We start from the raw sequence: 25,227 nt of genomic DNA, 5'->3' as shown, positions 1-25,227 counted from the left end.
ATTCCTCTCCTCACATCGACTCAAACCCAAGCCTAGCGCCGCTACAGTGGGAGTATGAACACTCAACAGGAAGACGTGCTGCGCAAAGTCGAACAGCAGGACATCGCGTTTTTAAGGCTGTGGTTCACTGACATCTTCGGTTCGCTGAAAACCGTGATGATGTCGCCCGCCGAGCTGGAATCCGCCTTCGACGAGGGCGCGGGCTTCGACGGCTCCTCCATCGAGGGCTTTACCCGCATCTCCGAATCCGACACCCTGCTGAAACCGGACCCGTCGACCTACCAGGCGCTGCCCTTCGACGAGGACTCCGGGCTGCAGACCGGGCGCATGTTCTGCGACATCACCATGCCCGACGGCGAGCCGCTCTACAGCGACCCGCGCCAGGTGCTGCGGCGCCAGATCGAGCACGCCCGCGACATGGGCTTCGAGTTCATGGCCAGCCCCGAAATTGAGTTCTACGTGGTCAAGCCCTTCGAACCCGGCGAGCGCCCCCAGCCCGCCGACCTGGGCGGCTACTTCGACCAGGCCAAACGCAACGAGGCACCGAAGCTGCGCCGCCAGGCGATCGCCGCATTGGAGTACATGGGCATTGTCACCGAGTTTTCCCACCACGAGGCCAGCGCCGGCCAGCAGGAGATCGACCTCCGCCACACCGATGCGCTGACCATGGCCGACAACGTGCTGACCTTCCGCTACATCGTGAAAACGGTCGCCGAGGCCAACGGCGTGCACGCCACCTTTATGCCGAAGCCGTTTCCGCACAAGGACGGCTCGGCGATGCACACGCACTTTTCACTGTTCGAGGGCGACGAGAACGCCTTCCACGACCCGGACGATGAGATCAGCCTGTCGCGCACCGGCCGCCAGTTCATCGCCGGCATCATCGAGCACGCCAACGAGATTTCCGCGCTGACTAACCAGTACGTCAACTCGTACAAACGCCTCCAGTTCGGTTCTGAGGCGCCCACGGCTGCGACCTGGGGCGTGTCGAACCGGTCTGCGATGGTGCGCGTGCCCACCTACCGGCTGCACAAGGCGGAGTCGCGCCGCATCGAGGTCCGCTCGCTCGACTCGGCGGCCAACCCCTACCTGGCCTATGCCGCAGTCCTCGCCGCCGGCCTGCGCGGGATCTCTGAGGGCTACGAGCTCGACGAGCCGGCCCGCGACGACGTTTTTGCGCTCACCCGCCGCGAGCGCCGCGCCATGGGGTACCGCGACCTGCCCAACTCGCTCGACCAGGCGCTGCGCTACCTGGAGCAGTCCGAGTTCATGGCGGAAGTACTCGGCGAGCAGGTCTTCGAGTACTTCCTGCGCGCCAAGTGGGACGAGTGGCACGACTACACAAGCCAGGTCACCCCCTGGGAGCTCGACAGCGGGATGGACCTGTAAATGACGCTTCCCACCCCGGCAAAACTTGGACTCACCTCGCCGCGCGCCGCGCAAGACATTGAGGAGCTTTCGCTTGACGACGCCGCACTGCTCTGGACCCTTGCCGGCGCCGGCGATCCCGACCTCGCTCTCAACACCGCACACCGCTTCGCCGGCGCGCTGTCTTCGGAATGGGATGAAGTCCGCTCGGCGCTCGCCGAGGACCCGGCGTTCTGCACCCGCTTCTTCGCGCTACTCGGCGGCTCGACGGCGCTCTCGGATCACCTCGTGGCGAATCCGCACCTGTGGCGCGAGCTCGCCGCCCCGCTACCGACCGAGGAGGAGATGCGCGAGGCGATGCTGCGCGCCGTCGAGGCGGAACATATCGAGGAGTCGACGTACCGCGCGGGCGCGCGCTTTTCCGACAAGCACGCGGCCAAGGATGCGCTGCGCGAGACCTACCGCACGCTCATGATGCGGATTGCCGCCGCCGACCTCGCGGGCACGTTCACCCCGCTCAAGGGCCACGGCGGCACCACGCCCGTGGGGTACCAGCGCACGACCGCGCTGCTCACCGCGCTTGCCGACGCCGCCTTAACTGCCGCCCTCGCCGTTGCCATCCGCCAGGTCTACGGCGACGACAACCCGGACACCGCGCTCGCGGTGGTGGCGATGGGCAAGTGCGGCGCCCGCGAGCTGAACTACATCTCGGACGTGGACGTCATCTTCGTCGCTGAAGAAGCCACCGCGAAGGCCACCCACACCGCCAGCGAGTTCATGCAGCTGGGCACCGCCTGCTTCTTCGAGGTCGACGCGAACCTGCGCCCCGAGGGCAAGGCCGGCGCGCTTGTGCGCACGCTGGACAGCCACGTGACCTACTACAAGCGCTGGGCGGAGACCTGGGAGTTCCAGGCGCTGCTCAAGGCCCGGCCGCTGACCGGTGCGGTTTCGTTGGGTAAGCGCTACGTCGAAAAGCTTGCGCCCTTGGTGTGGGAGGCCTCCCAGCGCGAATCCTTCGTCGAAGACGTCCAAGCGATGCGCCGGCGCGTGCTCGCCAACGTGCCCGAGTCGCTGCGCCAGCGCGAGCTCAAACTCGGCGAAGGCGGCCTGCGCGATGTGGAGTTCGCCGTCCAACTCTTGCAGCTCGTCCACGGCCGTATCGACGAGAGCCTGCGCGAGCCGAACACGGTCAAGGCGCTCAACTCGCTCATGGTCGGCGGCTACGTCGGCCGCGAGGACACCGACAAACTCATCCGCGCCTACGAGTTCCTCCGCCTGCTCGAGCACCGCCTCCAGCTGCAGCGCTTCAAGCGCACCCACCAGCTGCCCGCCGACGACGATGAGAAGCGGCTGCGCTGGCTCGCGCGCACGGCCGGCTTCCAGGCCACCGCGCGCCATACCGCCGTCGAGGAAATGCAGCGAGCCTTGACCCAGCTGCGCCGCGTGGTGGCCAACCTGCACGAGCGCCTCTTCTACCGCCCGCTGCTCGAAGCCGTAGTCGACCTGTCCATCGGCGAGGCGACCTTTTCCGCAGACGCCGTCAAAGCGCAGCTCGCCGTGCTCGGCTACCGCCATCCGGCGCGCGCCTACGACCACCTCAACGCCCTGGTCAAGGGCACCTCGCGCAAAGCAAAACTCCAGGCGATCCTGCTGCCCACCCTCATGCACTGGCTCGCCGGCACCGCTGACCCCGGCGCGGGCCTACTCAACTACCGCAAGCTCTCCGACGCCGCGCTCGATCGGAGCTGGTTTCTGCGCATGCTTCGCGACGAGGGCGTGGTCGGCATGCGCCTTATGCACATCCTCGGCAACTCGCCGTACACCTCCGACCTCATCATCTCCGCGCCCGATGTGGTCAAGCTGCTCGGCGACGGCTCCAGCGGCCCGCGCTTGTTAGAGCCCGCGCCCGACCAGGTGCACAAGGCGATCATCAACTCGGCCAACCGGCACCGCGAAAACCCGGACAAAGCGGTGGCGGTGGCGCGTTCGCTGCGCCGCGCGGAGCTGGCGCGCATCGCCTCGGCCGACCTGCTCGGCATGATGGACGTGCGCCAGGTCTGCACCGAGCTGACCATCGTGTGGGAGGCGGTGCTGCAGGCCGCGCTCGAGTCCGAGATCCACGCGGACCTGTTGGCGCAGGGCCTTGCCGAGCAGCCCGCCCGCATCGCCTTTATTGGCATGGGCCGTCTCGGCGGGGCGGAGCTGGGCTACGGCTCGGACGCCGACGTGATGGTGGTGGCCGAGCCGGTCGGGGAGACCTCGGAGTCCGACGCCACCGCCTGGGCCGCGCGCATCGTGGACCAGCTACGCAAGCGCTTGGCCAAGCCTTCCGACGACCCGCCGCTGGAAGTCGACCTCGGCCTGCGGCCCGAGGGCCGCTCGGGGGCGGTGGCGCGCACGATCGCCTCCTACGAGCGCTACTACAGTCAGTGGGGCGAAGTGTGGGAGAAGCAAGCCTTACAGCGCGCCACTGTTGTCGCAGGGAACGTGGCAACCGGCGAGGCCTTCCTGCGCATGATCGACCAGTTCCGCTACCCCTCGGGCGGGGCGAGCCGGGCCGATATCCGCGAGATCCGCCGCATCAAGGCCCGCGTGGACAACGAGCGCCTCCCGCGCGGCGCGGATCGCGCCACCCACACCAAGCTGGGCCGCGGCGCGCTCGCCGACGTCGAGTGGACCGTCCAACTGCTCACCATGATGCACGCCCACAAACACGAGGGCCTGCACACCACCTCCACCCTGGACGCGCTGGACTTCCTCGCCGAGCTTGACGATCCGGCCGTCCTGCCCGCGAAACAGGCGGAGATCCTGCGCACCGCGTGGCTCACGGCCACGCGCGCCCGCAGCGCGCTCGTGCTGGTCTCGGGCAAGCGCACCGACCAGCTGCCCGCGCCGGGCCCGCAGCTTGCGCAGGTGGCGGGCTCCGCCGGCTACGACCCGGACCAGCAGCAGCAGTTCTTAGAGGACTATCTGCGGATTACGCGCCGGGCGCACCAGGTCATCGAGGAGGTGTTCTGGGGAGAGCCGCCCACCCGCGAGTTCGATTGAGCCTAGAGTGGGGGACATGGCTGTGCACTTTTCAATCGATTTAAATGATGCGACGTTTGCGGACTTGGTGGCGCTGGTGGAGGGGGCGCGTGTGGCGGGCGTCGATAAGCATGCCCGGCTTGAGCTCGAGGACACGACGCTTACGCTCGAGGTCGAGCCCGACACCCGCCGCGCCACCACCACGCGGACGGAGACACAGCTGCCGCAGCTGGGGGACGCGGCGATCCGCTCGGTAGTGGACATCCTTACCGGGCGTCAGGAGCCTCCGCGCTAACGATCTTCACGCTCGGGCTATCAATCCGCTTCGCTTTTCGACGCGACACGAGCAGGCCGACCAGCAGCACCGCCGCCGTGACGTAGAAGGCGAGCCAGGCGTGCTGGAAATCGGCCCATTGGTAGGTCTGGCCGTGCGCAGAGTGGTCCAGCAGCACACCCACGGCTTGCGCGGCGATCATGCAGGAGACGAACCCGCCCATGTTCCCCAGGCCCGTGCCGGTGGCGACGATACTTGCGGGCAGCTGCTCGCGTACCGCGTCGAAGCCGAAGTTGGCGGTCGGCATGCACACGCCCATGAGCACGGCGACTGCGAGGATCGCGCCGAACCCGCGCGGCGTCTCGGAGGCGAAAAACACCAGCCACACCACCGGTGTGACAGCGCCCAAGACGAGCGCGGCGAGGTCGCGCTGCGAACCCATCCGGGCAGACAGCGCGCCGATCACCGGGGCAGCAACGATGTTGACGGCGGTAAAGACGATCAGCACCGTGCCGGCCTGGGCTTCGGAAAGACCCATGCCGAGCGTCATCAGCGGCAGGCCCCACAACAGGGAGAAAGAGAACATCCAGAAGATGACCCAGCCGTGGATGAAAAACGCCTCCCAGGCCACCGGTGAGCGCAGCACGGTGCCCAAAATGCGCGACAGCGGCATGGCGGGGGAGGACTCCTGCTTCTGCTGCTTGATCTCGCGGCGCTGGCCGGGCGTCATCTCCGCCCACTCGGGCGTGTCCGCTACCGCGATCGCGGCGAGGATTGCCACGAGCAGGCCGAGCACACCGAGGGAGACGAACGCGACTGTCCACCCGCGCGCGCCGAGCAGGGCGAGGAAAGGCACGGCGGAGAGGAACTGGCCGAGCTGGCCCAGTGCCGCGGTCAGTTGGGTAAATAGCGGTGTCTTCCTTGGCGGGAACCAGTAGGGCAAGATGCGCATTGCGGACAAAAATGCGGTGGCGTCGCCTGCGCCGATGAGCACGCGGGCGGCGAGCGCGACCCCGTAGCTGGTGGTCAGGCCGAGCACGATCTGTCCGACCGCCATGATCACCGCGCCGGCGACGAGCATGAAGCGGGGACCGAGCTTGTCAATGAGCAACCCGGTCGGGATCTGCGCTGCCGCGTACACCCCGACCTGGACCGCAGTAAACACCGCGATGCGGGAAGCGTCCACCTCGAACCTGTCAATTGCCGCCACGCTGGCCACGCCGAAGGACGTGCGCCCTAAAATCGCGATGGCATAGACCGTGACTGCGCCGAGCCACACGAAAAGTGCCTTGGAAGTGAGCTGCTCTCGGGGGTGAACATTTGCCATGGCAACCTATGGTAATCCTCGGCTGTGCGGTATGCGCATTTATGTGCGGCTGACGATCGGCACGTGGCGGGTAATCCGCTTTGCCTTCCTACGCGAGACGAGCAAACCAATCAGGCACACGGCCGCCGTGCCGAAAAACGCCAGCCAGGCGATACGGAAATCGGCCCACGTGAACTCCGCGCCGCCCGCCGACCAGTCGAGCAGCACACCCACCAGCTGCGAGCCGATCATGCAGGCGAGAAATCCGCCCATGTTGGCCAAGCCCGTGCCGGTGGCCACCATCTCGGCCGGCAAGTACTCGCGCAGGGTGTCGAAGCCAAAGTTGCCTGCGGGCATGCACAGGCCGAGCAGCGAGGTAACCACCAGTGCCGCGCCGAAACCGCGCGGCTCGGGGGAAGCGAAGAGCACCGCGAAGGCGATGGGGACGATTGCACCGATCCACAGCGAGGCAAGATCCCGGCGCACGCCGAGCCTGGCAGAGACCACGCCCATAATCGGCGCGGCAATCACGTTGCCCACACTAAACAGGATCAGAGCGGTGCCTGCCTGCGCCTCAGAAAGCCCCATGCCCTGCGTCATCAGCGGCACGCCCCACAGCAGGGAGAAGGAAAACATCCAGAAGATGACCCAGCCGTGGATGAAAAACGCCTCCCACGCGATAGGGGAGCGCACCACGGTGCGCAGCGTAAACGCCAGCGGTACGCGCTGCGCCCGCTTCTGCGCGTGCACTTCTCGACGCTGCTCGCGCGTCATCGCCGACCACTCTGGGGAGTCGGACACCACCAGCGCGGCAACAAGCGCGAAGATGAGTCCGAGCGCGCCCAGCGAGACGAACGCCACCGTCCAGCCGCGCGCGCCGAGCAGCGCGAGGAAGGGCACCGCGGAGAGGAACTGGCCCAGCTGGCCGAGCGCGCCGGTCAGCTGCGTATACAGCGGCGTCTTTCTCGGCGGGAACCAGTAGGGGAGGATGCGCATGACGGAGAGGAACGCGGTGGCGTCGCCAAGTCCGATCAGCGCGCGGGCGGCGAGCGCGAGGCCGTAACTTGTGGTCAACCCCAGCGCGATCTGGCCGGCGGCCATCACGACGGCGCCGGAGACCAGCATGAACCGGGGGCCGAAGCGGTCGATGGCCAGGCCCGTGGGCACCTGGGCGGCGGCGTAGACGCCGACCTGGACTGCGGTGAACACCGCGATCTGAGAGGCGCTGACCTCGAAGCGCGCCATCGCGTCCATGCTGGCCACGCCGAAGGAGGTCCGGCCGAAGATCGCCACGATATAGACGGCGACCGCGCCCCACCAGACGGCGAGCGCGGTGCGTGTGACCTGTTCGCGCGGGTGATACGACACCGTAGTTTTTTTCATGCGCCGCACACTAACATTCACGCTTTCAACCCGCCACGGGGGTGCGTCCCGTAAGCTTGACGGCCGTGGATTACATTTCGACTCGCGACCAGACCGCCGCCCCGCACAAGTTCACCGACATCCTGCTCGGGGGCTTAAGCGCCGACGGCGGCTTGTTCATGCCCGCCACCTACCCGCAGCTTTCGCCTGCGCTTCTCGACGAGTGGCGCACCCTCTTGCGCGACAAGGGCTATGCCGCCCTAGCCGCCGAGGTAGTCAAGCTTTTCGTGGACGACATTCCGGCCTCCGCGATCGAAGAACTCACCGCCAAGGCCTACCACACCCCGAAGTTCGCGCACCCGGACATCGTGCCGGTGACCGAGCTGGACGAGAAACTCTCGATCGCCCACCTGTCCGAGGGCCCGACCGCGGCGTTTAAAGACATGGCGATGCAGCTGCTCGGCGAGCTCTTCGAGTACGAGCTGGCCCGCCGCGGCGAAACGCTCACCATCCTGGGCGCGACCTCGGGCGATACCGGCTCGTCCGCCGAGTACGCGATGCGCGGCCGCGAGGGCATCCGCGTGTTCATGCTCACCCCGGCCGGGCGCATGACGCCCTTCCAGCAGGCGCAGATGTTCGGCCTGGACGACCCGAACATCTTCAACATCGCCCTCGACGGCGTCTTCGACGACTGCCAGGACGTGGTCAAGGAGGTCAACTCGGATGCCGCCTTCAAGGCGAAGTACGCAATCGGCGCGGTCAACTCGATCAACTGGGCGCGCCTGCTCGCGCAGACCGTCTACTACATCTCCACCTACCTGCGCGTGACCACCTCGAACGACGAGCGCATCTCGTTTTCGGTGCCGACGGGCAACTTCGGTGATGTGTGTGCAGGTCACGTCGTCAAGCAGATGGGCCTGCCCATCGACCGCCTCATCGTGGCCACCAACGAAAACGACGTGCTCGACGAGTTCTTCCGCACCGGCAACTACCGCCCGCGCTCCGCGGCCGAGACCCAGGCGACCTCCTCGCCGTCGATGGATATCTCCAAGGCCTCCAACTTTGAGCGCATGCTTTTCGACGCCCTCTCGCGCGACGCCGCCACCACCGCCGAACTCTTCGGCACCAAGGTCAAAGAAGGCGGCTTCGGCGTAGACGAGATGGGCGGTGCGCAGGTGCTCGAGCGCATCCGCAACGAGTTTGGTTTTGCCTCCGGCTCGTCCACGCACGCCGACCGGCTGGCCACCATCAAGCAGACGTTCCAGGAGCATGGCGTGATGGTCGACCCGCACACCGCCGACGGCATCCACGTCGCCCGCGGCCTGGCCGACGAGGTGGACACACGCATCGTCGTGCTGGAAACGGCGCTGCCGGTGAAATTCGCCGACACCATCGTCGAAGCGACCGGGCGCGAGCCGGAGGTGCCGGAGCGCTTCGCCCACATCATGGACGGCGCGCGCCACGTCACCGACCTGCCCAACGATGCGGAGCGGGTCAAGCAGTACATTGCGGACAACGCCGCAGACGACGCAGAGAAGTAAAGGAGCGCCCAATGGCACAGGAACAGTTCGCAGGACCCGACTACTTCACCGAGTTCGACCCGGAGAAGTTCCTGCGCGACATCAAGATCCAGGCCGAAGAAGCCAAGGAGGGCGCCGACTCGGAGCAGCGTGACTGACCCGAGAACACCCGGGACGCATTACCCGGCCGGCGGCTATACCCCGGGCGGCAACGAGGCCCGCAAGTACCAGCCCGCCCACGGCGAGCAGTGGGCCTTTCCGACGCCCGTGCAGCCAGTGAAGCGCAGCCGCAACACCGCGTGGGCGCTGTGTATCATCGCCACCGCGCTGCTTGTTGCCGTCGTGGTGTGGTTGGGGCTGCAAACCCCGCAGACGCCCGCGCCGAGCAGCGCCGAGCAAGATGCCCGCGAGTCAGTGCAGACCCCGCGCGAACAGGACGCGGTAGCGACGGAAAACCAGGTCCGCGTGCCCGCGTTTGCCCTGTGGGCGCCCGGCACGCGCATCCAGTCCACCGACCACAAGCCCGCGCCGGGGGAGAGCTTCACCGCCCAGTCATGTACGACGGCGCTGAGCTTTACCGACGCCGCCGGCCAGCACTACGCCGTGACGGCCGGGCACTGCGGGCGCGTCGGTGACTTCGTGTGGCCGACGAATGCCACGCACGCCTTCGACTACGCCCGCGAGGTCGGGCATTTCATCTACTCCGGGCTCTACAGCGGCGACGGGTCGGAGGCGGACGGGATCGACGTCGGCATCATCAAGATCACCGACCCAGAGCGCTACATGGAGGTCATCGGCGACCCGATCCCCACCGGGGTCGCCGAGCACATCCCGCCCGTCGAACGCGTCTGCAAAACGGGCGCGACCACCGGCTACACCTGCGGCGAGTTCGTGGACACCCAGCGGGTGCAGATCGTCAACGCGGGTGCCGACGAGGACCGCGAAACCTTCGGCGACATCGCCAGCGTGTGTGCCGCCGCCGGCGACTCCGGCGGGCCCGTCTTCACCGAGGTGCACGGCCGCGCCGTGATCATCGGCGTGGTCTCCGGCACCGAAGCCGGCCGCAGCGAGGAGGACTGCTGGGAGGGGATGGAGGACCCCAAGCTTATGTCCTACTCCAACGTCGAGCAGCTCATGACGGTGATCAACCACGTCGTCCCCGACGCGGTCTGGGAGTACCAGACCTGGTAAGCGCTACAGGCCCCATTTCTCACGCAGCGCCGCGCCCGTCGGTTCATGCTTGAAGGTGTGTGGGCGCGAGGGGCGCGCCTCCATGATGGTCAGCTCCTCGGGCGTGTAGGCCTCAAACGTCGCCCCATCCAGGTAGGGGCGCAGACCGAACTCCTCCCAGGCGGGGCGCAGGTTCTCTGCGTCCGCGTCGAGCCACGTCAGCGTCGCGAGCCTGCCGCCGGATTTCTCCAGGTTATTCGTCACGGTCACCGAGTTCGCGCCGTGATCCGCGCCGAAATGGATGAGCTCGTCGAGCGTTTTCGGCGGCACGGTGGAAAAGCAGAAACCGAGCAGCTCGAAGCGCATGTTGTCGGTCGTGCGCAGTGTGAGCGTGTCGAGGCAGTTTTGCTCGAGCAGGCGGGAGATGTGGCCTGCGGCGCCGGGGTCGGTAAACGCGGCGTCGTGAAGCGTGCCCTGGACGGCGACCCCGGTGGCAGTGGTGGCCACGCGCGCATCGGCGATCACCCCGGGCCGGATGCTGGCGGCGACGTTCGCGGCATCGGCCGGCGCCGGGTTCCACGCCTTCACCGGCGCGGCGGGCGCGTTGGCGTCGGCGGACTGGCGGTAGCTGGCAAGTGCCGCGACCATGACCACGAGCGCGATGAGCAGCGCGCCGTAGCCGGCGATAAACGCTGCTTTGGGTACTCGCTTCAGGGTCTGCATCGCCGCTTAGCCTAGCCGACGTAGACTGAAAACCCACACAGACGCGAAAGGATTTGACTGTGCCAATTCCGGAATTCATCGTGCAGATCCGCGAGAAGATCGGACACGACCCGCTCTGGCTGCCGGCGGTCGCCGCGATCGTCCTGCGCGACTCCGCCGACCAGTCCGCCTGGGCCGTTCCCGAGGTGCTGCTCGTGCGGCGCGCCGACAACGGCGAGTGGACCCCGATCACCGGCATCGCCGACCCCGGCGAGCAGCCGCACGACGCGGCGGTGCGCGAGGTGCGCGAGGAGACCGGCATCGAGGCCACGCCCGCAGCGCTCTTGGGCGCCGGTGCGCACGGCCCGGTCGTGCACGCCAACGGCGATCAGGCCAGCTACATGTCGGTGCAGCTGCGCTTGGATCCAGTCGACCCGGCCGCGGAACCGGTGGTGGGCGACGACGAGTCGGTCGAGGTCGGCTGGTTCCCCATCTCGCGCATGCCGGTCACGGACCCGAAGTGGCGCCTGGTGATTGCGGATGCGGCGGCGCAGCGCAGGCACCCGGCGTCGTTTACGCCGCGGATGGGGTTTTCTAAGCGGTGAGGCTGGGCGTCGACTGCTCCGAGTACCAGGCCGGGCTTGATTTTTCCGGCTTCGACTTCGCGATCCTGCGCACCACCGACGGCACCTACCAGGACCCGTGCTTTTCCCAGCTGCTCGCGGATGCCTCGGCGGCCGGTTGCTCGCTTGCCACCTACCACTTTCTGCGCAGCCCCGCCGAGGGCACCACGATCACCGAGCAGGTCGACGCGGCGCTCGACGTACTCGGGTCCCGTCGGTTGCCGATGTGGCTCGATGTGGAGTCTCCCGCGGGGCTTTCGCTTGCCGACGTCCGCAACGCCCACGCCACCTTCCGCGCCGCCGGCATCCCCGTCGCCGGTGTGTACACGACCGCCCGTTACTGGCGCCGCCACATGCGCCTGGCCAGCCCGGCCGAGTTCGGGGCGCTGTGGCTTGCGCAGTGGGGAGAGAACACGGTGACCGACCCAGCACAGCTGGGTGCGTGGCCGCACCCGCTTGGGATGCCGCGGCCGCAGCTGTGGCAGTTCACCTCGCGTGGCCGCGTCGGTGGGATTTCGGTGGATCTCAACCTTGCGGTTGCGGGGTGTCCGGGGCTGCATTAGGTTGTGGGCTTATGGGGGATCAACATGAACTTCGGGCCTTTTTGGCCTTTAAAGCAGGGGGAATCGCCACACTCCGGCTTGTCTACGAGGCAGGCCTTGATGCGGATACGCTCATTGGGATGGGCGCGGCCGACGACTACGCCCACACGCTCGTGCGCCTTGCCCGCCGCTTCTTTCGGCCCACGAGCCACTCGCGCTATCAAGCCGAAGCGCGAAGCGCGGCCGAGGCCAACCGCCACTGCATCGAAACCCTAGAACTTATCGAACGCACCGCCAGGCGCATCACCAACCCCACCAAACGCTGGGAATACACCGCGCAGCTGTGCGCCACCGAGGGGGATACCACCACCATCAGTAAAAAGGCCGCCCGGCTGCGCAAAACCTTCCTGCCGCCGCGCCCACCACAGGATGGGGTGCGCATCCAGCGCAGCGAGAAGCACGACAAGTTCATCATCCGGCTCACCGGACCGACCAACGACCTGCAGGACCTGGTCACCACGTTTGAAACCCCCGGCGAGGATGGAAAACCGATCGACCCGATCGACTGGCTGGTCAACAACCGCCACATCGTCCAAGCACCCGTGGCAATACACGCGATTATCACCGACAAGGACATCGACCACGTCCTTGCCGGCACCGACGATACGCCAGACCAGGAACCGGTCGTGGTGACCAACACCGGGGTGAAGATGACCACCAGCCAGGTGCTGCGCCGGCATATCCTGCCTGATGGCTACATCACCCTTACCGCACCACACTTAGGCCCTATTAACACCCACCGGGCACGCCTTGCCTCCCCGGTGCAGCGCCTTGCGCTGGAGGCGGACTCGCCAACTTGCTGCTGGCCGGACTGCACCACCCCGATTAGCAAGTGTCAGGCCCACCACCTGACCGACTACGCCCAAGGTGGTGAGACGCACCCGGCAAACATGTGCTGGCTGTGCCCGCACCACAACGCGGTTAACGGACAACCAGACCGGGGCCGGATGGCACGCGTGGGCGGCCGCATCGCCTGGATCGGCCCCAAATACGGCACACCGAGATTTACCGGCCGCGACTACATTGATGCCGAAACCATCATCGGCGGACCCGCCCAAGGCGCACCCGGGTAAGTACAAACGGGGATAGACTTAAGCACCATGAAGGTGCTGTGCATTGGTGCGGGCGCGATCGGCGGGTACTTCGGCGGCGCGCTTGCGGAAGCTGGACATGAGGTGTCGTTTGTCGCCCGTGGGGAAACGCTCAAGGCGTTGCGCGAGCGTGGCCTGCTGCTCAAAAACGGCGAGGAGTCAGCGCGCACGATCCGTGTGCACGCGGCTGAGCGCGCAGGTAGCGCTGCCGACCTGCTGGGTGGTGCCGACATCGTGCTCGTTGCCACGAAGGCGCTGCCGGACAACCCCACGTTCGCGGACCTGAAAGACGCCCACCAGCTTGCTGGCGTGCCGATCGTGACTACGCAGAACTCGGTGGAGGTGCACGACACCGCAGCCGCGCTCTTCGGCACCAACCGCGTGTTCGCGGGTGTTGCGCGCTGCTACGCCACCCGCGTTGGGCCCGCGGAGATCCAGCTGAATCCGGGGCCGCTGACGTTGAACTTTGGGCGTGTGAAGGGGGCGTCGGAAAGCGAAGTGGCCCTGGCGTTTCGCGCGGCGCTCGATGAGGCAGGCATCGGCGGCGACTACCTCAGCCCGGAAGAAATCCTCGTCGATGTGTGGGCAAAAGCGATGTTTGTGAGCACCACCGGCGCGCTCGGCGCGGTCGCGCAGGCGCCGATGGGCGTGCTTCGCGACGCGCTGCGCCCCCAACTCCGCGCGCTCATGAAAGAAGTCGAGGCCGCCGCCCGCGGCAACGGCGTCGAACTGCCCGCGGATGTGGTGGAGCAGACGCTCGCGTTCGCCGACCGGCAGTACGCGGGCGCGACCAGTTCCATGCACCGGGACATCGCCGCCGGGTTGCCGAGTGAGTTGGATGCGCAGGTGGGCGCGATCCGTCGAAAAGCGGCGACCGCGGGCGTGCCGACGCCGCTGTTTGACTACACCGAGGCCGTGCTCAGCGTGCGCACCAGCTGACAAAGCGTGCCGAGCACAGCGCCCAATGCGCGATGAGCAGCACCGGGATGGTCAGCGCCACCGCGTCGAGCCACTCGGTGCCCGCGACGAGCGCGACCTGGTGACCGCCCATGCTCACGGTGCCGGGCGGGAAGGTGCACGACCACCATGCCGGCGAGTAGTCGACCCAGCGCACAGCGTTGGGGTAGAAGATCGCCATGGCGTAGCAGGCGAGCGGGATCGCGAGCACAAGCGCAACCATGCCGTAGTAGATCGACACCGTGCCGGGGAAGAGGATCTGCATCGCGGTCGTGGACTGCCCGACCACACCCAGCGGCACCCACGCGGTCGCCGATTTCGCGCCCTCGAAGTCGACGCGGCCGTGCCAGGCGGCCCAGTACACGCGCGCGAAGAGCGGGACCGCGGTGAGCAGCGACATGAAGAACAGTACCGTGCCCATGACGTGGTAGGCCTGCCCGTAGTCGCGGGCGAGCCAGCCGGCCACCGACGCCGAAATCATCGGGCCGACCAGCGGCAGCCCCCACGTAAAGCGCGGCGCGCCGTCGAAGCGCGTGAGCTGGATGGCCCAGGTGACAACGGTGACCGGCCCGCCGATCCAGAACCCGATGAGGCGGTAGACGCCGACGTCGGTCAATCCGGAGAGCGCGGCGCCGAGCGCGAGGATGCCGATGAAGTACATGGACCACTCCGCCATCGTGGTGCGGGCGAAGCTGGGCTGCCGGTAGCGCGCAAACCCGAAGGTGAGCACGACGAGGATCACGCAGCCGATCGCGGCGAAGGCGCCGGCGGCGGTGTGCATATCCATTTCTACCAGCATGCGGGCGACGATCGAGGTGCCCATGAGGCTGCCGCCCCACGCTGGGCCCGGTGGCGGGAGTTCGCGAAATTTTTTAGTCACTCGCGCAATGGTAATCCCTATGTCCGCGGGAGTACGCTAAGGGTATGGGCACCTACCATCTCCTTGGTCGCGACGGGCGCGTGGGCTGGTGGCGTCCGCTCGTCGAGTTCGTCCTCGTGCTTGCGCTCTTCTTCGCTCTCTATGCGGCGATGCTTGCGCTTTTCGACGCCGCCGACACCCTCTTCGACCCAGCCGTCAAAGCCATGGGCGATTTCGAGTTCGTCGACACCCCGTGGCTGGCGCTTGCGGCCGGCACGATCGAAACAGCGACGATCCCCGCCGCTTTCATCGCCGCGCGAGTGCGCGGTCGGCGCCTCGCGGCGCTGTGGTCGGTGGAGTACCGCTTTCGGTGGCGTATCTTCGCCGTTGCGCTCGTGCCGCCGCTTGTCCTGTTCGGCGCGCAGTTGGCGTATTGGATGTGGCGAGGTGCCCAAGATGTGGGGGATTTCGGCGCGGCAAACTTCGGGGCCCTGTGCATCCTGATCGTGCTAATTCCGTTGCAGGCGCTGTCGGAGGAACTCGTATTTCGCGGCTCTCTGGTGCAGGTCGTTGGCCAGTGGACCCGCTCCGCCTGGGTGGCGTACCTCGTCCCGGCATTCCTGTTCGTCTCCTTCCACGACTACGGGTGGAAGGGGCAGCTGAGCGTGCTCACCTTTGCACTGTGCGGGGCGTTCCTCACGTGGTCGACGGGTGGGCTGGAGGCATCACTCGCGGTACACGCGGTGGCGAACACGTTCGCGTTCGTGCCGGATCCATTCCACGTGCACGTCGCTGGGTTGGCTGAGGTGACGGTGGGGGAGACGGTGGCGTCGATAAGCATGACGGTGCTCGCCACCGTCGCGATCTGGTGGCTGTTGGCTAATCGCGGTACTGCCGCGAAATCTCGTTGAACTCCGCCTGTGCGCTGGTGTTTTGCTCCAGCTTGCGGGCCTTGCGTGCTGCCTTCTTCCTGCGCACCTGGTTCGGGGTGTCGCGCTCCTCGTAGCGCAGGCCGGGGATGCCGGTGCGCATGGTGCGGGTGCGGCCGCCGTTGGAGTTGAACGTGTAGCGGAACGGCCCCGAGCCGACGGAGGCGGACAGGCCCGAGCCCGACATGGTGAAGCGGAACGGGCCTATCTTCTTGCTGCGGCGGAATCGGAAAGGCATGGTCGGGCTCCTTGCTTTCGGGTTTGCGTGTTCACCCCAAGCTAGCAAAAGTGCTTGGGGGTACATAAAGGTTCGATGTGTTTGCTTGATTCTGCGCGGCACGCCACTACGTTGGTCCGCATGGCTTTACGAATCGCAAGGAAAATGACCACTGCAGCCGCGCTCGTCGCCCTCGCAGCGGGTAGTGCAGGGACCGCCGGCGCGCAGGGGCTGTCTTCCAGTCCTGCGCTGGCCGACTACATCGACGTCGACCGCGTCGGCCAGCTCAACTCGACCGTCCTTGGCGGCGCGAGCGTCGATGCGGCGAAGCAGCGCACGACCCAGTCTGGCATTGCGGTCAGCCTGCCGGAAGGCGCTAAGCCGCTGCCGGCAGCTGAGGCGAAGGAGGCTGTTGTCGGCCTGTGGCACGCGAAGCAGAGCAAGGCGATGACGCTCGAGCTGCGCGGCGACGGCACACTCACCTACGATGACGGCTGCAACTCCGGCAACGGCACCTATCACTTCGACGACAAAGGCCTGCTGCACGTTGGCGACCTTTCCGAGACCCGCGTCATGTGCGACTCCGCCACCATGGAAAACGCAAACGAGCTGAAGTCGCTGCTGCGCGCCAAACCAGCCGTCTACCAGGCGGACGGCGGTTTTGCCCTGGGCAGCCAGGGCAAGGCGATCGAGTTTCTCGCTGAATAACTAGGCGATGAGCTCGTCGCGGTTGATCTTGCCTGCCAGCGAGCGCGCCACCGCGAACGGGATCCAGACCATCTGGCAATAGAGCAGCTTGGCGAAGAACAGCGCGACGTCGATGCTCGACACTTCCGGCGAAAACCGCGCCGCAAGCGCGACACAGCCCGCGACGGCGAACAAGGCGGAGGAGAGAATGATCGCCCCGCGCAATCCGTCTTCGCGGGCTTCGACGTGCCTGCGTGTTTCGTATTCGTCGAGTTCGGCACCCGGCAGGTCCGCACCGCCGATTGACTGACGCAACCACACAAGCCCGACTGCGGCGAGTAGTCCGCCGCCGATCCATAGCGCCGCAGACAAATCGCTGTTGAAAAATTGGAGTACGGCGGCAAGAAGCGCGAGCGCGAGCCCGATATCGGTGGTGAGAATGAGCCGATTTCGCTTCACGACGCTCACGGGTTTCCTCTGCGTTGCCATCAGTTGTCCTTCCAGCGGTTTCTGTAGATTTCAGTTGACATTGGTGTGAACTCGGTACGCGAAAACACTGCTTCCACCGGCAGTGAGAAGACGTCGCAGATTTTGAAGGCGAGGTCCAGGCTGGGGTAGTGGTCGCCGCGCTCGAGCGCACCGATGGATTGCGGATTGACCCCGACCGCCTCCGCGAGCTGCGCGCGCGACATGTCCCTTTCGGTGCGCAGCACGCGGACCCGGTTGTAGATCGGCTCCACTGGTTTCTTCTTTGGGGACATGACTCAAAGTGTTGTATAAACACAACAGTGCGTCAACTGTTCGCGACAATGTTTATGCGACTTTCAGCTTCCGTGGCCGCATTTAGGAACGTCCTGGGCAGACCGTTCGAGTTCCTTCAAGGTGGTTGATTTGGCGGTTTTGCTCGGTAGGTTGAGGGCCATGGTTTCCAAGATCATGAAGAAACTGTCCACCGCAACCATTGCCGTCGCGCTGATGGGTGGTGCCACCGGCACCGCCCACGCGCAGGAGCTGCCGCAGGGCCTGTCGTCCGATCCCGCGATCGTCGAGATCGCCGCGGGCCTCAGCTCCACCCTCATCGGCGGCGCACCGCAGCTGCCGGGCTCCAGCGCGCAGAAGCCGGGCGTTCCGACCGAGCAGAGCGGCCTGATCACCGCTCTGCCCGAGCACGCGCAGCCGGCACCCGAGCACCTGCGCGGACCCTCGGTCGAGCGCCCGCTGCAGGCGAAGGCGAACGAGCACGTGACCATCCAATTCAGCCCGGACGGCACCCTGTCCTACGGCGACGGGTGCAACTCGGGAAACGGCACCTATCACTTCGACGAGCAGGGCAAGCTGCACGTCGGTGATCTCGCCGAGACCCAGGCGCTGTGCGATCCCGAAGCGACGGCCGCCGCCGAAGACCTGAAGACGATTCTGCAGGCCAACCCTAACGTCTACATCCTGGACCGCGACACCATCGCGCTGGGCAGCCAGGGCCACGGCATCGAGTTCGTGGAGGCGAAGGCCACCACCATCGAGCCGCAGGAAGGCTAAAGCACGACGCACTAGAAACGATGTGCTTGCGGCCCGGGCCACTTTGGTCCGGGCCGCGTAGCATTGTCATATGTCCGCAACGAGAAAGCCCATACCGAAAGTCGCCTACGCGCCCATGCTCGGGCTGGAAACGTACGTCCGAGCACGCGTGGACAAACGCTATTCGCACCTGGTGCAGCTGCGGGCTTCCGCGCTCAACCAGTGCGTGTACTGCCTAGCCATGCACCGCCGCGACGCGAAGAAAGACGGCTGGAGCGAAGAAAAGATCAGTAGTACCGAGCGCTGGACCGACTACAAGGAGCAGTTCTCCGACGAAGAGTGCGCAGCGCTCGAGCTCACCGACGCCGTGACCCGGATCCACGGGGAGGAGTCCGTGCCGGACGAGCTCTGGGACCGGGTTGAGCGCCTGCACGGCGAGAAGGGCGCGAGAAACCTGCTCATGGCGATCGTGGCGATCAACGCCTGGAATCGGATCGGCATCACCACACGCCTTGACCCGCGCAGCCTCTCTGGCGTCGACGACTTCGACTTAGGCATCCGGGCATAAGGAAACCCCGAGGGAAACACCCTCGGGGTTTGCGCGTGTGCGCGCGATTTAGCAGTCGAAGTACATTTCGAACTCGAGCGGCGTCGGGCGCAGCTGCGAAGGTGCGATTTCCTCTTCGCGCTTGAGCTTGATGTAGGTCTCGATGAGGTCGTCAGTGAACACGTCGCCCTCGGTGAGGAAGTCGTGGTCGGCCTCCAGCGCGGCGATGGACGCCTCGAGCGAGGTTGGCGCCTGCGGGATCTCCTTGGCTTCCTCCGGCGGCAGCTCGTAGAGGTCCTTGTCCACCGGCGCGTGCGGCTCGATGCGGTTCTTCACGCCGTCGAGGCCGGCCATCATCATGGCGGCGAAACCGAAGTAGGGGTTGCCCGACGGGTCTGGGGCGCGGAACTCGATGCGCTTGGCCTTCGGGTTGGTGCCGGTGATCGGGATGCGGATCGCGGCGGAGCGGTTGCGCTGCGAGTACACCAGGTTGATCGGGGCCTCGAAGCCGGGCACGAGGCGGTGGTAGGAGTTCAGCGTCGGGTTAGTAAACGCGAGCACCGCGCCGGCGTGCTCGAGGATGCCGCCGATGTACCAGCGAGCAATGTCGGACAGGCCGCCGTAGCCGGATTCGTCGTAGAACAGCGGCTCGCCGTCCTTCCACAGGGACTGGTGGGCGTGCATGCCGGAGCCGTTGTCGCCGGCGAGTGGCTTCGGCATGAACGTCGCGGTCTTGCCGAACTGGACTGCCGTGTTCTTGATGATGTACTTGAAGTCTTGCAGGTCGTCGGCCGCGTGCAGCAGGGTGTTGAAGCGGTAGTTGATCTCCTGCTGGCCGCCGTTGCCGACTTCGCGGTGGAAGCGCTCGATGTGGAAGCCGGCAGCATCCAGGTTGCGCACCATCGCGTCGCGCACGTCGACGGTCTTGTCGTGCGGGGCGACGGGGAAGTAGCCGCCCTTCCAGCGGTTCTTGTAGCCCAGGTTGGGCTCGCCGTCGGCGTCGCGCTCCTTGCCGCGGTTCCACCAGCCTTCCTCGGCGTCGACTTCGTAGAAGGCGCGGTGGCCTTCGGCTTCGTAGCGCACGGAGTCGAAGAGGTAGAACTCGGCCTCGGCACCGAAGCTGCAGGTGTCCGCAATGCCTGTCGACGCCAAGTAGTCCTCCGCCTTGCGCGCCACGTTACGCGGGTCGCGGGAGAAGGCTTCGTGGGTGAACGGGTCGTTGACGAAGAACTTCACGTTCAGCGTCTTCGCCTCGCGGAACAGGTCCAGCTTCGCGGTGGCCAGGTCCGGCATGAGCGTCATGTCGGATTCTTCGATGGTGGTGAAGCCCTTGATGGAGGAGCCGTCGAAGGCGAGGCCTTCTTCCATAACTTCCTCGTCAAACATGGATGCCGGGATGGAGAAGTGGTGTTCGCGGCCGGGAACGTCGGTGAACCTGACGTCTACGAATTCGACTTCCTCGTCGGCGATAAATTTTTTGACGTCCTCGATATTTTCGAAAGACACGTGTGCTCTCCTTTAGGGCGAAAATCTGAACGCCCACAAGTTTAATAGAACCACGGCCCCAAAATGTGCACCCGCCCATTTTTGCCCGCCGCGAGCCCCAGCTAGGCTAATGCCCATGGCAGGATCACAGCAGCGCAATTGGCGCAACGGGCCCGAGATGCCGAATCAGTTCTCTGGCGATGACGCGGTTCCGGACTACCCGGGCCAGTGGTTGGGATTGCCGGAAAAGGGGGCGGGTGCGCAGGCGTCGGTGATGCGACGCGCGTGTGGCGTACTCATCGACTGGGGCATTGCCTGGGGGATCGCGGCGCTGATCACGTCGCAAACGCACGCGCTTGGCGACACCGCCACGGCGACCTACCTGGTGTGGATGGTGATGGGTATCCTCACCGGCTGGCTCATGGCGCGCACGCCGGGCATGGCGGTGCTCGGCATGGGGGTTGCGCGCGTCGACGCCGAGGAACCCGTCGGCCTGTGGCGCGCAGCCCTGCGCACCGTCCTTACCGGCTTTGTGCTGCCCGCAGCGCTTGTCGACGCCGACGGGCGCGGCATGCACGACCGCGCCACCAACACGACGGTGATCCGCGGCTAACTTAAGTCCGTCTCGAAGTCGATGTGGCGCTGCAGCGCCCAGTTTCGGTCCGTGACGAGCCGGGCCACGCTTAGCCCGCCGGCGAGGAAGAGCACCGCGAGCACGACCTCGGTCGTCGCGGAAATGCCTCCGGTGACCTCGCCGGAGGTGAATTGCTGCAGTGCGGCGTAGATCGTGGTGCCGGGGATCATCACCACGGTCGCCGGGATGGTCACGGTGGAACGCGGCACGAAGAAGCGCTGGCCGAGCGCCCAGCCGAGCAGCCCGATCGTCAGCGTGCCCAAGAAGCAGGCGAGGAAGAACTCCACCCCGGCATCCAGCAGCACAAGGCGCAGCACGTTGGCCACCGTGCCGAGCGAGGCGGCGAGCAGCGCCATCCGCTTCGAGGCGTTGAATAAAATGGCGAAGCCGCCGACGCTGAGGAAGCTGGCGATGGCTGCGGCGGCGTAGAAAGTGGGGGAAGGCGTGGCGTCGACAAGCGGTGGCTCCGGCGCGTCGGTGATCATGGCGATGACGGCGACGGTGAGCATCATCGCCACGATCACCTCGAGAGCGAAAAACAGTCGCGGGATGCCGGCGCTGAAGTCGAAGCGCGACAGATCATTCATCGCGACGAACAGCGGAAAACCGGGGATGAGGTAGAGAATCGCCGGGACGAAACCGGCGGCGAGCTGCGTGTCCGCGCCCGGGACCGCGAGCGAGAGCAGCAGGAAGAGCAGCGTGGAGACCGCCCCGGCGACGGTGACGACGCCCAGCTGCAGCAGGCGCCGTGCGGCGAGGCGGTGGCGCACGAACTGGCCCGCGCCCGCAGCAATCACCACCAGTGCCGCGGTGAGCAGCGAAAAGTGGTTCAAAATGGCGAAACCGCCGCACGCAATCCCGGCGGCTAGCGCCATGCCCGGCGGGCTCCAGCGCGGCGCGGGGATCGCCTCAATCTCGTCGAGCATTGCCTCGACTTGTGCGGCGGTGACGTATTGGTGCAGATCGTGGCGGCTGAAGTTTTCCAGCGCCTCGATCCGGGAGGCGTTGACTCCGGGTACCGGCAGCACGGCCGCCAGGGTGCGGAAGCGGCCGTCCCGGTGGAAGGTGCAGGTCAGGGTGTCGAGGCCGACGATCACGTCGGCGTCGTCAAAGCCGAGCGCGCGGGCGCAGCGCTTCACCGCGCGGGTGACCCGGTAGGCCGGCGCGCCGGAGGTCAATAGCAGCGAGCCTAAACGCAGCGCCGCGCTCGCCTCGGCATCCACTTACTTGCCCTTGCGCTCCTGCATGCGGCGCATGCGGCGGTTCATACCAGCCATGTTCTGCGCCTGGCGCGGCATCGGGCCGCCCGGCAAGCCGGAGACCTGGCCCGGGCCCTTGCGCGCGTCCATCGCCTCCAGCTTGGCGTTGATCGCGTAGACCTCGTCCTTCTTGTAGTTCTTCGGCATCTTCAGCAGGTGCTTCTGCAGGCCGCGCACCGGCACCTGGCCCTCGCCTTCGCCGGCGTAGACCTCGTGGATCGGCACGCCCGCCAGCAGGCGGTCGACGCGCTTGTGCTCCTTGGACATCATGGATTTCAGCCGGTTCGGGTTTCCCTCGCCGACGAGCACGACGCCGGGGTTGCCCACCACGCGGTGGATCGTGTCCATGTGGGTATTTGCCTGCGCACCGGTCTTGGTGATCCAGACAATCCCCATGGTGTTGCGCATGTTCTCCAGCGTCCAGCCGGCCGCGCCGGGGGTGTCGCCGACCTGGTCGTACATCGACTTTTCCAGTCGGCGGGAAAACAGCCACATCGCCAGCACTGCGCCGAGGATCAGGCCGAGGACCAGCATGAACCACTGGCCGTCCCAGATCAGGCCGATAAGGAAGAACAGAAGCCCCATACCGAGGACGGCACCGACCATGATGGGGATGAGCGCCTTGTCGCGCTCCTTCTGCATCTTGAACGCCTGCCACACCTGGCTGCGCGTCTGCTTGCTCTTGGCGCGTTTCGCCTCGCGCTGTTGCTTCTTGGCGGCCTTCGCGGCCGCCTTATCATCCTGCTTCGCCATGCCGCTTATGTTAATGCGCCCGCGCGAGGCCGCAAAAAGGGCCCTTAGCGGGTCACGACCGGGTGGTCCTCGGAAGCGCCGTACTTCTTCAGCAGGGTGGATGCCTCCTGCGTCGTCTCGCCAGCGGAGGTTTCCTTCAGGTGCTTGAGGTTTTCCGGCAGCTCGCGGCCGTGATGCTCCATCGCCTGGACGTAGAGCTTGCCGGCGCGGTAGGAGGAGCGCACGAGCGGGCCAGACATGACGGCGGCGAAGCCCATGTCGTAGGCGGCGTCACGGTACTCGATGAACTCCTCGGGCTTTACCCAGCGGTCGATCGGGTGGTAGGTCGGGCCCGGGCGCAGGTACTGCGTGATCGTGATGATGTCGCAGCCGGCGTCGACAAGATCGCCCAGCGCCTCGAGGATTTCCTCGCGGGTCTCGCCCATGCCGAGGATGAGGTTGGACTTAGTAATCAGCCCGAAGTCGCGCGCTTGGCGGATGACGTCCAGCGAGCGGTCGTAGCGGAACGCCGGGCGGATGCGCTTGAAGATGCGCGGGACCGTCTCCACGTTGTGCGCGAAGACCTCAGGGCGGGCCTCGAAGACTTCCTGCAGCAGGTCGGGCTTGCCGGAGAAATCGGGGGTGAGGTTTTCCACGCCGGTGTGCGGGTTGAGCTCGTGGATCTTGCGCACGACCTCGGCGTAGAGCCAGGCGCCTTCGTCCTCGAGGTCGTCGCGGGTCACGCCGGTGATGGTGGAGTAGTTCAGGTTCATCCCGCGAACCTCTTCCGCCACGCGGCGCGGCTCGTCGCGGTCGAGCGGGTCGGGGCGGCCGGAGGCGATGTCGCAGAAATCGCAGCGGCGGGAGCAGCGGGACCCGCCGATGAGGAATGTCGCCTCGCGGGATTCCCAGCATTCGTGGATGTTGGGGCAGCCGGCCTCTTGGCACACGGTGTGCAGGCCCGCGCCTTTGACCTTTTGCTTCATGTCCTCGTACTCAGGCCCGGTTTTGACCTGGTTGCGGATCCATCGCGGTTTGGACTCGATCGGGGTTTGCGCGTTGCGCTTTTCGATTCGGAGGAGTTTTCTACCTTCTGGTGCTACAGTCACGCCCCCTACGTTAACTGACGTGTCAAGCATGCATCATCGTGCCTGCTTCTTCAGGCCTTTCGTGGGATCTGGCGCGGTGGCGAAGGTGTGGTCTGCCACGGTGAGCTCGCCGGACAGGGCGCGGTCGAGGTGGTGCACAATGCGCGGGGCGATTGTCGACGCCCGCGTGTCCCTCCCCAGCTCCAAACTCATCGTGGTCACGTCTGCGTCGTCGATGCCGCAGGCGACGATGTGCTCGTAGTGGGCAAGCGTGTTATCGCAGTTGATGCTTAAGCCGTGCATGGTCACTCCGCGGGTAATGCGGATGCCGAGTGCTGCGATCTTGCGGTCGCGCTTCGGCGCGACGGGGTCGGCGGCGGGCGTGGTGTGGGGGACCCACACGCCGGAGCGGCCGTCGATGCGGCCCGCGGTGGTCACACCCGCCTCGCGCACCGTCTCGATGATGGCCTCTTCCAGGCGGCGGACGTAGTCGACCACGTCGACAGGCTCGGCAAGCTTGATGATGGGGTAGACCACCAGCTGGCCTTCGCCGTGCCAGGTGATGCGCCCGCCGCGGTCCACCTTGACGACGGGGACGGGGTAGTCGGCCTCCGGCATGTCCTCGGGCTGGGTGCGCTTGCCGGCGGTAAACGTGGAGGGGTGCTCGAGGACGAGCACGGTGTCGCCGATCTCCCCGGCGGCGCGCTTGGCGGCGAGCTCCGCCTGTAGATCCCAGGCCTTTTGGTAGGGCACGACGCCGAGCTCTCGCACATCGAGCGGAACCTCGGCGTCGGCGCGGATGGACTTATCGGCGGGGAAAAATGGGTCACGCGGGGCTGTCATGCCTTCGCATTCTAGCCCCGCGTGTAGCTGTGGGTGCTTAGCCCTCGACGCCGTTTTCCGCGGCGTACTCGTCGGCGGTCATCAGCTCGCCGACGGCCTCAACCTCGACCTCGAAGAGCCAGCCGGCGCCGTAGGGGTCGTTGTTGATGGCCTCGTAGGCACCGTCGATGTCCTCGTTAACGGCGGTGACGGTGCCGGTGACAGGGGAGAACAGGTCGGAGACGGACTTGGTGGATTCCACCTCGCCGCACTGCTCGTTGACGGTGACGGTGTCGCCGACCTGCGGCAGCTCGGCGAAGACGATCTCGCCCAGGCGGTCAGCGGCGACGTTGGTGATGCCCACGCGCACGGTCTTGCCCACGGCCTCGTCTGGGGCGACGTTGATCCACTCGTGGTCCTCGGAGTAGTAGAAGTCCTTCTGCAGTGCCAT

Annotated in this window: 28 protein-coding genes; 15 read left to right on the top strand and 13 right to left on the bottom strand. The window is 66.3% G+C overall.

The features are described from left to right. Nucleotides 1–54 precede the first annotated feature (54 nt). The 3 genes from CIMIT_RS08365 to CIMIT_RS08355 are packed head-to-tail and all read left to right on the top strand — an operon-like array spanning nt 55 to nt 4,690. The gene (locus CIMIT_RS08365) at nt 55–1,389 is read left to right on the top strand and encodes a glutamine synthetase family protein (RefSeq protein WP_038591675.1); all 1,335 of its coding nucleotides are present in this window, start codon (nt 55–57) and stop codon (nt 1,387–1,389) included. Next, the gene (locus CIMIT_RS08360) at nt 1,390–4,416 is read left to right on the top strand and encodes a bifunctional [glutamine synthetase] adenylyltransferase/[glutamine synthetase]-adenylyl-L-tyrosine phosphorylase (protein WP_038591672.1); all 3,027 of its coding nucleotides are present in this window, start codon (nt 1,390–1,392) and stop codon (nt 4,414–4,416) included. A gap of 16 nt (nt 4,417–4,432) precedes the next feature. Continuing rightward, nucleotides 4,433–4,690: a hypothetical protein gene (locus tag CIMIT_RS08355; RefSeq protein WP_038594543.1), complete on the top strand. Its 258-nt coding sequence runs from the start codon at nt 4,433–4,435 to the stop codon at nt 4,688–4,690. Here CIMIT_RS08355 and CIMIT_RS08350 read toward each other — a convergent pair. Beyond that, nucleotides 4,662–5,996, bottom strand: a complete 1,335-nt coding sequence (locus CIMIT_RS08350) for an MFS transporter (RefSeq protein WP_038591669.1) — start codon at nt 5,994–5,996, stop codon at nt 4,662–4,664. The genes CIMIT_RS08355 and CIMIT_RS08350 overlap by 29 nt on opposite strands. 39 nt (nt 5,997–6,035) lie before the next feature. Then, on the bottom strand, nt 6,036–7,358 hold the full coding sequence (locus CIMIT_RS08345) for an MFS transporter (RefSeq protein ID WP_038591665.1): 1,323 nt from the start codon (nt 7,356–7,358) through the stop codon (nt 6,036–6,038). A 65-nt stretch (nt 7,359–7,423) separates the two neighbouring features. Between CIMIT_RS08345 and thrC the strand changes: the two genes are divergently transcribed. The 3 genes from thrC to CIMIT_RS08335 are packed head-to-tail and all read left to right on the top strand — an operon-like array spanning nt 7,424 to nt 10,048. Further along, complete coding sequence (thrC, locus tag CIMIT_RS08340; protein WP_038591661.1) at nt 7,424–8,878, top strand: threonine synthase; 1,455 nt, start codon at nt 7,424–7,426, stop codon at nt 8,876–8,878. Between the two features lie 11 nt (nt 8,879–8,889). Then, nucleotides 8,890–9,015 (top strand): hypothetical protein, encoded by a 126-nt coding sequence (locus CIMIT_RS13035; protein WP_268870430.1) that lies wholly within the window; start codon nt 8,890–8,892, stop codon nt 9,013–9,015. Then, nucleotides 9,008–10,048: a S1 family peptidase gene (locus tag CIMIT_RS08335; RefSeq protein ID WP_231910282.1), complete on the top strand. Its 1,041-nt coding sequence runs from the start codon at nt 9,008–9,010 to the stop codon at nt 10,046–10,048. The genes CIMIT_RS13035 and CIMIT_RS08335 overlap by 8 nt, the downstream gene beginning before the upstream one ends. 3 nt (nt 10,049–10,051) lie before the next feature. On the opposite strand, the gene CIMIT_RS08330 is transcribed toward CIMIT_RS08335, so the two are convergent. Beyond that, nucleotides 10,052–10,750, bottom strand: coding sequence for a hypothetical protein (locus CIMIT_RS08330; protein ID WP_038591658.1), 699 nt, complete (start codon nt 10,748–10,750; stop codon nt 10,052–10,054). Between the two features lie 59 nt (nt 10,751–10,809). Here CIMIT_RS08330 and CIMIT_RS08325 point away from each other — a divergent pair, with 59 nt between their 5' ends. Genes CIMIT_RS08325 through CIMIT_RS08310 form a run of 4 tightly spaced genes read left to right on the top strand, consistent with a single transcriptional unit; the run spans nt 10,810 to nt 13,984 of the window. Continuing rightward, the gene (locus tag CIMIT_RS08325) at nt 10,810–11,334 is read left to right on the top strand and encodes an NUDIX hydrolase (protein ID WP_038591655.1); all 525 of its coding nucleotides are present in this window, start codon (nt 10,810–10,812) and stop codon (nt 11,332–11,334) included. Next, nucleotides 11,331–11,915, top strand: a complete 585-nt coding sequence (locus CIMIT_RS08320) for a glycoside hydrolase family 25 protein (RefSeq protein ID WP_038591652.1) — start codon at nt 11,331–11,333, stop codon at nt 11,913–11,915. The genes CIMIT_RS08325 and CIMIT_RS08320 overlap by 4 nt, the downstream gene beginning before the upstream one ends. Before the next feature lie 11 nt (nt 11,916–11,926). After that, nucleotides 11,927–13,027 carry an HNH endonuclease signature motif containing protein gene (locus tag CIMIT_RS08315; RefSeq protein ID WP_144311830.1) on the top strand — a complete coding sequence of 367 codons (1,101 nt, stop codon included), beginning with the start codon at nt 11,927–11,929 and terminating at the stop codon, nt 13,025–13,027. 27 nt (nt 13,028–13,054) lie between these two features. Next, a complete protein-coding gene (locus CIMIT_RS08310; RefSeq protein WP_038591649.1) occupies nt 13,055–13,984 on the top strand; it encodes a 2-dehydropantoate 2-reductase in 930 nt (309 codons plus the stop codon). Here CIMIT_RS08310 and CIMIT_RS08305 read toward each other — a convergent pair. Next, nucleotides 13,965–14,882: a TDT family transporter gene (locus tag CIMIT_RS08305; protein ID WP_084674315.1), complete on the bottom strand. Its 918-nt coding sequence runs from the start codon at nt 14,880–14,882 to the stop codon at nt 13,965–13,967. The two genes, CIMIT_RS08310 and CIMIT_RS08305, sit on opposite strands and share 20 nt — an antisense overlap. A gap of 44 nt (nt 14,883–14,926) precedes the next feature. Between CIMIT_RS08305 and CIMIT_RS08300 the strand changes: the two genes are divergently transcribed. Further along, nucleotides 14,927–15,772: a CPBP family intramembrane glutamic endopeptidase gene (locus tag CIMIT_RS08300; protein WP_038591643.1), complete on the top strand. Its 846-nt coding sequence runs from the start codon at nt 14,927–14,929 to the stop codon at nt 15,770–15,772. On the opposite strand, the gene CIMIT_RS08295 is transcribed toward CIMIT_RS08300, so the two are convergent. Beyond that, nucleotides 15,741–16,028 carry a DUF4236 domain-containing protein gene (locus CIMIT_RS08295; protein WP_038591639.1) on the bottom strand — a complete coding sequence of 96 codons (288 nt, stop codon included), beginning with the start codon at nt 16,026–16,028 and terminating at the stop codon, nt 15,741–15,743. The two genes, CIMIT_RS08300 and CIMIT_RS08295, sit on opposite strands and share 32 nt — an antisense overlap. Before the next feature lie 144 nt (nt 16,029–16,172). On the opposite strand from CIMIT_RS08295, the gene CIMIT_RS08290 reads away from it, so the two are divergent. After that, nucleotides 16,173–16,715, top strand: a complete 543-nt coding sequence (locus tag CIMIT_RS08290) for an META domain-containing protein (protein ID WP_038591636.1) — start codon at nt 16,173–16,175, stop codon at nt 16,713–16,715. On the opposite strand, the gene CIMIT_RS08285 is transcribed toward CIMIT_RS08290, so the two are convergent. Further along, complete coding sequence (locus tag CIMIT_RS08285) at nt 16,716–17,162, bottom strand: hypothetical protein (RefSeq protein ID WP_051904896.1); 447 nt, start codon at nt 17,160–17,162, stop codon at nt 16,716–16,718. A 20-nt stretch (nt 17,163–17,182) separates the two neighbouring features. Beyond that, the gene (locus tag CIMIT_RS08280) at nt 17,183–17,455 is read right to left on the bottom strand and encodes a helix-turn-helix transcriptional regulator (RefSeq protein ID WP_038591619.1); all 273 of its coding nucleotides are present in this window, start codon (nt 17,453–17,455) and stop codon (nt 17,183–17,185) included. A 160-nt stretch (nt 17,456–17,615) separates the two neighbouring features. On the opposite strand from CIMIT_RS08280, the gene CIMIT_RS08275 reads away from it, so the two are divergent. Continuing rightward, the gene (locus CIMIT_RS08275) at nt 17,616–18,230 is read left to right on the top strand and encodes an META domain-containing protein (protein ID WP_038591616.1); all 615 of its coding nucleotides are present in this window, start codon (nt 17,616–17,618) and stop codon (nt 18,228–18,230) included. Between the two features lie 70 nt (nt 18,231–18,300). Beyond that, entirely contained in the window at nt 18,301–18,777 is a 477-nt protein-coding gene (locus CIMIT_RS08270) for a carboxymuconolactone decarboxylase family protein (RefSeq protein ID WP_038591613.1), read from the top strand. Nucleotides 18,778–18,825: 48 nt separating this feature from the next. Here CIMIT_RS08270 and glnA read toward each other — a convergent pair whose 3' ends face one another. Further along, nucleotides 18,826–20,262, bottom strand: a complete 1,437-nt coding sequence (glnA, locus tag CIMIT_RS08265; RefSeq protein WP_038591610.1) for a type I glutamate--ammonia ligase — start codon at nt 20,260–20,262, stop codon at nt 18,826–18,828. A 115-nt stretch (nt 20,263–20,377) separates the two neighbouring features. Here glnA and CIMIT_RS08260 point away from each other — a divergent pair, with 115 nt between their 5' ends. Continuing rightward, the gene (locus tag CIMIT_RS08260; RefSeq protein ID WP_038591607.1) at nt 20,378–20,854 is read left to right on the top strand and encodes an RDD family protein; all 477 of its coding nucleotides are present in this window, start codon (nt 20,378–20,380) and stop codon (nt 20,852–20,854) included. On the opposite strand, the gene CIMIT_RS08255 is transcribed toward CIMIT_RS08260, so the two are convergent. From CIMIT_RS08255 to gcvH, 5 genes are read right to left on the bottom strand one after another with little or no spacing between them, the layout of a single operon-like run. After that, on the bottom strand, nt 20,851–22,098 hold the full coding sequence (locus CIMIT_RS08255; protein ID WP_038591604.1) for a threonine/serine exporter family protein: 1,248 nt from the start codon (nt 22,096–22,098) through the stop codon (nt 20,851–20,853). The two genes, CIMIT_RS08260 and CIMIT_RS08255, sit on opposite strands and share 4 nt — an antisense overlap. Continuing rightward, complete coding sequence (locus CIMIT_RS08250) at nt 22,099–22,887, bottom strand: DUF4191 domain-containing protein (protein WP_038591601.1); 789 nt, start codon at nt 22,885–22,887, stop codon at nt 22,099–22,101. 44 nt (nt 22,888–22,931) lie between these two features. Next, nucleotides 22,932–23,975, bottom strand: coding sequence for a lipoyl synthase (lipA, locus tag CIMIT_RS08245; protein WP_038591598.1), 1,044 nt, complete (start codon nt 23,973–23,975; stop codon nt 22,932–22,934). A gap of 33 nt (nt 23,976–24,008) precedes the next feature. After that, nucleotides 24,009–24,797, bottom strand: a complete 789-nt coding sequence (lipB, locus tag CIMIT_RS08240; RefSeq protein WP_038591595.1) for a lipoyl(octanoyl) transferase LipB — start codon at nt 24,795–24,797, stop codon at nt 24,009–24,011. A gap of 37 nt (nt 24,798–24,834) precedes the next feature. Then, nucleotides 24,835–25,227: a glycine cleavage system protein GcvH gene (gcvH, locus tag CIMIT_RS08235; RefSeq protein ID WP_038591592.1), complete on the bottom strand. Its 393-nt coding sequence runs from the start codon at nt 25,225–25,227 to the stop codon at nt 24,835–24,837.

Source organism: Corynebacterium imitans (genome assembly GCF_000739455.1).
Classification (GTDB): Bacteria; Actinomycetota; Actinomycetes; order Mycobacteriales; family Mycobacteriaceae; genus Corynebacterium; species Corynebacterium imitans.
The sequence above is the reverse complement of the archived record's forward strand: the minus strand, read 5'-3'. Positions and strand labels throughout refer to the sequence as shown.

What these genes read in the sequence shown, in the direction of transcription:
- CIMIT_RS08365 (WP_038591675.1), top strand. Translation starts at nt 55, where the DNA reads ATGAACACTCAACAGGAAGACGTGCTGCGCAAAGTCGAACAGCAGGAC.
- CIMIT_RS08360 (WP_038591672.1), top strand. Translation starts at nt 1,390, where the DNA reads ATGACGCTTCCCACCCCGGCAAAACTTGGACTCACCTCGCCGCGCGCC.
- CIMIT_RS08355 (WP_038594543.1), top strand. Translation starts at nt 4,433, where the DNA reads ATGGCTGTGCACTTTTCAATCGATTTAAATGATGCGACGTTTGCGGAC.
- CIMIT_RS08350 (WP_038591669.1), bottom strand. Translation starts at nt 5,996, where the DNA reads ATGGCAAATGTTCACCCCCGAGAGCAGCTCACTTCCAAGGCACTTTTC.
- CIMIT_RS08345 (WP_038591665.1), bottom strand. Translation starts at nt 7,358, where the DNA reads ATGAAAAAAACTACGGTGTCGTATCACCCGCGCGAACAGGTCACACGC.
- CIMIT_RS13035 (WP_268870430.1), top strand. Translation starts at nt 8,890, where the DNA reads ATGGCACAGGAACAGTTCGCAGGACCCGACTACTTCACCGAGTTCGAC.
- CIMIT_RS08330 (WP_038591658.1), bottom strand. Translation starts at nt 10,750, where the DNA reads ATGCAGACCCTGAAGCGAGTACCCAAAGCAGCGTTTATCGCCGGCTAC.
- CIMIT_RS08315 (WP_144311830.1), top strand. Translation starts at nt 11,927, where the DNA reads ATGGGGGATCAACATGAACTTCGGGCCTTTTTGGCCTTTAAAGCAGGG.
- CIMIT_RS08310 (WP_038591649.1), top strand. Translation starts at nt 13,055, where the DNA reads ATGAAGGTGCTGTGCATTGGTGCGGGCGCGATCGGCGGGTACTTCGGC.
- CIMIT_RS08300 (WP_038591643.1), top strand. Translation starts at nt 14,927, where the DNA reads ATGGGCACCTACCATCTCCTTGGTCGCGACGGGCGCGTGGGCTGGTGG.
- CIMIT_RS08295 (WP_038591639.1), bottom strand. Translation starts at nt 16,028, where the DNA reads ATGCCTTTCCGATTCCGCCGCAGCAAGAAGATAGGCCCGTTCCGCTTC.
- CIMIT_RS08290 (WP_038591636.1), top strand. Translation starts at nt 16,173, where the DNA reads ATGACCACTGCAGCCGCGCTCGTCGCCCTCGCAGCGGGTAGTGCAGGG.
- CIMIT_RS08280 (WP_038591619.1), bottom strand. Translation starts at nt 17,455, where the DNA reads ATGTCCCCAAAGAAGAAACCAGTGGAGCCGATCTACAACCGGGTCCGC.
- CIMIT_RS08275 (WP_038591616.1), top strand. Translation starts at nt 17,616, where the DNA reads ATGGTTTCCAAGATCATGAAGAAACTGTCCACCGCAACCATTGCCGTC.
- CIMIT_RS08270 (WP_038591613.1), top strand. Translation starts at nt 18,301, where the DNA reads ATGTCCGCAACGAGAAAGCCCATACCGAAAGTCGCCTACGCGCCCATG.
- CIMIT_RS08260 (WP_038591607.1), top strand. Translation starts at nt 20,378, where the DNA reads ATGGCAGGATCACAGCAGCGCAATTGGCGCAACGGGCCCGAGATGCCG.
- CIMIT_RS08250 (WP_038591601.1), bottom strand. Translation starts at nt 22,887, where the DNA reads ATGGCGAAGCAGGATGATAAGGCGGCCGCGAAGGCCGCCAAGAAGCAA.
- lipB (WP_038591595.1), bottom strand. Translation starts at nt 24,797, where the DNA reads ATGACAGCCCCGCGTGACCCATTTTTCCCCGCCGATAAGTCCATCCGC.
- gcvH (WP_038591592.1), bottom strand. Translation starts at nt 25,227, where the DNA reads ATGGCACTGCAGAAGGACTTCTACTACTCCGAGGACCACGAGTGGATC.